This window comes from Rhodococcus sp. CX (assembly GCF_015865005.1).
Taxonomy (GTDB): Bacteria; Actinomycetota; Actinomycetes; order Mycobacteriales; family Mycobacteriaceae; genus Rhodococcus.
Map to the genome: position 1 here is coordinate 6,623 of NZ_JADZGH010000081.1, position 4,678 is coordinate 11,300.

Annotated in this window: 1 protein-coding gene and 1 pseudogene; both read left to right on the forward strand. The window is 69.0% G+C overall.

All coding sequences use genetic code 11. The annotated features are described in order from the left end of the window. Positions 1 to 3,073 (forward strand): annotated as a pseudogene (locus I0Q12_RS32460) (acyltransferase domain-containing protein); the annotation flags it as partial. Positions 3,074 to 3,080: 7 nt separating this feature from the next. Next, the gene (locus I0Q12_RS08875) at positions 3,081 to 4,622 is read left to right on the forward strand and encodes an acyl-CoA carboxylase subunit beta (RefSeq protein WP_197251578.1); all 1,542 of its coding nucleotides are present in this window, start codon (positions 3,081 to 3,083) and stop codon (positions 4,620 to 4,622) included. Positions 4,623 to 4,678: the final 56 nt, after the last annotated feature.

Sequence of the window (4,678 nt, forward strand, 5' to 3'; positions counted from 1 at the left end):
TCGCCGACGTCGCACGCACCCTCTCGCGCCGCAACCACGGCCGCTCGCGTGCCGTCGTCATCGCGAACGACCGCGCCGAGGCCATCGCCGGACTGCGCGCGGTCGCGGCCGGCAAGCCCGCCCAGGGCGTCTTCAGCTCGGACACCCCCGACACCAAGGGCCCCGTCTGGGTGCTGTCGGGCTTCGGTGCCCAGCACCGCAAGATGGCCAAGCAGCTCTACCTCGAGAACCCCGTGTTCGCCGCCGCGGTCGACGAGGTCGACGAACTGATCTACGACGAGTCGGGCTACTCCATGAAGGAGAAGTTCCTCGACGACGCGCAGGACTACGACGTCGAGACCGCCCAGGTCGGCATCTTCACCATCCAGATCGGCCTGGCCGCGTTGCTGCGCCACCACGGCGCCGAGCCCGCCGCGATCATCGGGCACTCGATGGGTGAGGCGGCCGGCGCGTACATCTCCGGCGGCCTGTCGCTCGAGGACGCCGTGCGCGTCATCTGCGCGCGCTCGCGGCTGATGGGCGAGGCCGAGGCCGGCCTCGAGGGCGACGACATCCGTCTCATGGCGCTCGTCGAATACAGCGCCGACGAGATCTCCGCCGTGCTCACGGACTTCCCGCATCTCGAGGTCTGCGTCTACGCGGCGCCCACGCACACCGTCATCGGCGGACCGCAGGACGAGGTCAACGCGATCGTCGCGCGGGCCGAGTCCGAGGAGAAGTTCGCGCGCGTCCTGCAGACCAAGGGCGCGAGCCACACCTCGCAGGTCGATCCGCTGCTCGGTGAGCTCGCCGCCGAACTCGCCGGCATCGAACCGCACCGCCTGAAGGTGGACGTGTACTCGTCCGTCGATCAGGAGACCCTGTACCGCGCGGGCCACGAGGGCATTCACCCGGTCGAGTACTGGACCAAGGGCCTGCGGCACAGCGTGTACTTCACGCAGGCCGTGCGGCAGGCGCTGGCCGACGGATACACCACGTTCCTCGAGCTCAACGCCAACCCCGCGACCCTCATGTCCGTCGCCGCCACCGCGTTCGACGCGGGCGTGCAGGACGGCAAGTTCATCCAGACGCTCAAGCGCAAGGAAGACGAGTCGCTCGGCGTGCTCACCGCGCTCGCGCAGCTCTACACGTACGGGCACGCGGTGGATCTGCGCAGCCTGCTGCCGGACGGCGAGTACGCGGACCTGCCGCGGACCGCGTTCCTGCGCAAGGAGTTCTGGCTGAAGACGCGCATCGGTTCCGGCGGCAACAGCCGGGTCCCCGGCGCCCGCGTCGCCCTGCCCGACGGTCGCTTCGCGTGGGAGGTGCAGGCTTCGGCCGTCACCGATCCCGCGACCCTCGCGACCGCCGCAGCCGCGCAGGTGTATGCCGACGTCACGCTCGTCGCGAGCGTCCCGCACGCGCCGGTCCCGGCCTCCGGCACGCTCACCACGACCCTCACCCCGCATCCCGGTGGCGCCTCCCTGCAGGTCCACGCGAAGGATGCCTCCGGGTTCACGCTCGTCCACGAGGCCGTCGTGTCCTCCGGCGAGGTGCTGCCGGAACCGGTCGTCGCGCCCGTCGAACGTGCGGCCGACACCGTCGAGGAACTGCCCGAGGTCGCCGAATCCTTCGGCGACAGGTGGGATCCGGAAGGTTCGGAGAGCCTCGAGGACCGGCTCGCGCTGATCGTCGCCGAGTCGATGGGCTACGCCCCGGAGGATCTGCCGGTCGAGATCCCGCTCATCGACCTGGGCCTGGACTCGCTGATGGCGGTCCGCATCAAGAACCGCGTCGAGTACGAGTTCGACATTCCTCAGCTGCAGCTGTCCGCCGTCAAGGACGCGAGCCTGCGCGACGTCGCCAAGTACCTGCGGTACGCGGTCGAGAACCGCGAGGAGGTCGCCGCGCTCGCCGCGCAGCAGGCCGCCGAGAAGGCCGCCGAAAGGGCCGCGGAGGAAGCCGAGGACGCCGCGAACACGGTCACGGTGCCGCCGGTCGAGGACACCACCGTCATCGCCGAGGCCGAAGCGATCCTCGCCGAGGCCGAAGCCGAGGCTGCGAAGGCCGAAGCGTCACCGGCTGAGGCGGCCCGGACCGACATCACCGATCAGCAGGCCGTCGCGGAGGCGTCCGGTCAGCACGTGCCGCCGCGCGCCTGACCGAGCGGTCCAACGGCGAGATCACCGTCGACGACGTGCTCGACGCCGAGACCATCGAGCAGCTCGCCGAGACCGTGCGGCAGCACCTCGAATCCGCCGACCGCATCGACGGCCTGGTCCGTACGCTGCGGCCCCGTCCCGAGGGTTCCGACGCCGTGCCGGTGTTCGTGTTCCACCCCGCGGGCGGGTCCACCGTGGCCTACGAGCCGCTCCTCAAGCGTCTGCCCGCCGACACCCCGATGTACGGGTTCGAGCGGACCGAAGGCCCGATCGAGCAGCGTGCCGCCGAGTACCTGCCGTTGATCAAGGAGATCCAGGGCGACGGCCCGTACGTGCTGTACGGCTGGTCCCTCGGTGGCGTGCTCGCCTACGCGGTCGCGCGGATGCTCCGCGCCGAGGGCAAGGACGTGCGGTACGTCGGCCTCATCGACACCGTCATGGCGGGCGAGAAGGTCGAGGACACGCCGGAGGAGATCACCAAGCGCTGGCAGCGGTACGCGAAGTTCGCGAAGAAGACCTACGGGGTCGATGCGCCGCTGCCGTACGAGCAGCTCGCCCAGGCCGACGACGAGGGCCAGGTCCGCATCCTCATGGACCTGCTCAAGCTCAGCGGCGCGAAGATCCCGGGCGGGATCATCGAACACCAGCGCACGTCCTGGCTCGACAACCGTGCCATCCAGACCGCGAGGCTCGAGCCCTACGACGGGAACGTGGTGCTGTACATGGCCGACAAGTATCACGATGACGCGATAGACCTCGAGCCGGCGTTCGGAACCCGGCAGCCCGACGGGGGGTGGGGCGAGGTAGTCCGCAACCTGGAGGTGATCCACGTCGGTGGTGACCACCTGCAGATCGTGGACGAGCCGTACATCGCGAAGGTGGGGGCCGACCTGACCCGGAAGCTGGCCGAGATCGCGGCTACGAGGAGCTGAACGAGTAGTGACCACCACGGCAGAAAAGCTGGCCGACCTGCGCAAGAAACTCGAAATCGCGAAGGAGCCTGCGGGCGAGGCCGCGATTGCGAAGCGCGCGAAGAAGGGCATCCCGAGCGCACGGGAACGCATCGACATGCTGCTCGACAGGGGCAGCTTCATCGAGATCGGTGCGCTCATGCGGACGCCCGGGAACCCGGACGCGTTCTACGGCGACGCCGTCGTCGTCGGCCACGGGACCGTCGACGGGCGGCCCGTCGCTGTGTTCTCCCACGACCAGACCGTCCTGGGTGGCAGCGTCGGTGAGATGTTCGGACGCAAGGTGTCGGCGGTTCTCGAGCACGCCCTGAAGGTCGGCTGCCCGGTCGTCGGCATCAACGACTCCGGTGGAGCCCGCGTCCAGGACGCGGTGACCTCTCTCGCGTGGTACGGCGAGATCGGCAAGCGCAGCGAACCGCTGTCCGGGCTGGTCCCGCAGATCTCGGTCATCGTCGGCAAGTGCGCCGGTGGTGCCGTGTACGCGCCGATCAACACCGACGTCGTCGTGGCGACCGAGGACGCGTATATGTTCGTCACCGGCCCCGACGTCATCAAGGCCGTCACCGGTGAGGACGTCAGCCTCGAAGAGCTCGGCAGTGCCCGCAGGCAGGCCGAATACGGCAACGTGCACCACATCGCCCCCGACGAGAAGGCGGCGTTCGAGTGGGTGCGGCAGTACCTGAGCTACATGCCGTCGAACGCGCAGGAGAAGCCGCCGGTCATCAACCCGGGTCTCGAACCGGAGATCACCCCCGACGATCTCGAGCTCGACACGTTCATGCCCGACGCCGACAACGCCGGCTACGACATGCACGACGTCCTGCTGAAGATCTTCGACGACGGCGAGTTCTTCGAGATCCGGTCGCAGGTCGCGCCGAACATCATCACCGGCTACGCACGCGTCGACGGACGTCCGGTCGGTGTCGTCGCGAACCAGCCGATGTTCCTGTCCGGTGCGCTCGACGCGGCGGCCGCCGACAAGGCGGCGCACTTCGTGCGGGTCTGCGACGCCTACGACATTCCGCTCGTGTTCGTCGTCGACACCCCCGGCTTCCTGCCGGGTGTCGAGCAGGAGAAGATCGGCGTCATCAAGCGCGGCGGTCGCTTCCTGTTCTCGTACGTCGAGGCGTCGGTGCCCAAGGTGACCGTGGTCGTGCGCAAGTCGTACGGCGGTGGTTACGCGGTGATGGGTTCCAAGCAGCTCGGCGCGGACATCAACCTGGCGTGGCCGACGGCCCGCATCGCCGTGATGGGTGCGGAGAGCGCGGTCGCGGTGATCGGCCGCCGTCAGATCGAGGCCGCCGGCGACAACGCCCCGGCCGTGCGCCAGCAGCTCATCAACTTCTACAACGAGCACGTGGCGACGCCGTACATCGCGGCCGAGCGCGGCTACGTCGATGCGGTGATCGAGCCGTCGACGACCCGCCTCGAGATCCGTCGCGCGCTCAACCTGCTGCGCGACAAGAAGGTCTTCAAGAACCCGCGCAAGCACCACCTCCTCCCGCTCTGACGCTCCCCGGTGACGGAACCTTCGCGGAAGGTTCCGTCACCGGTGGATGCGCTCAG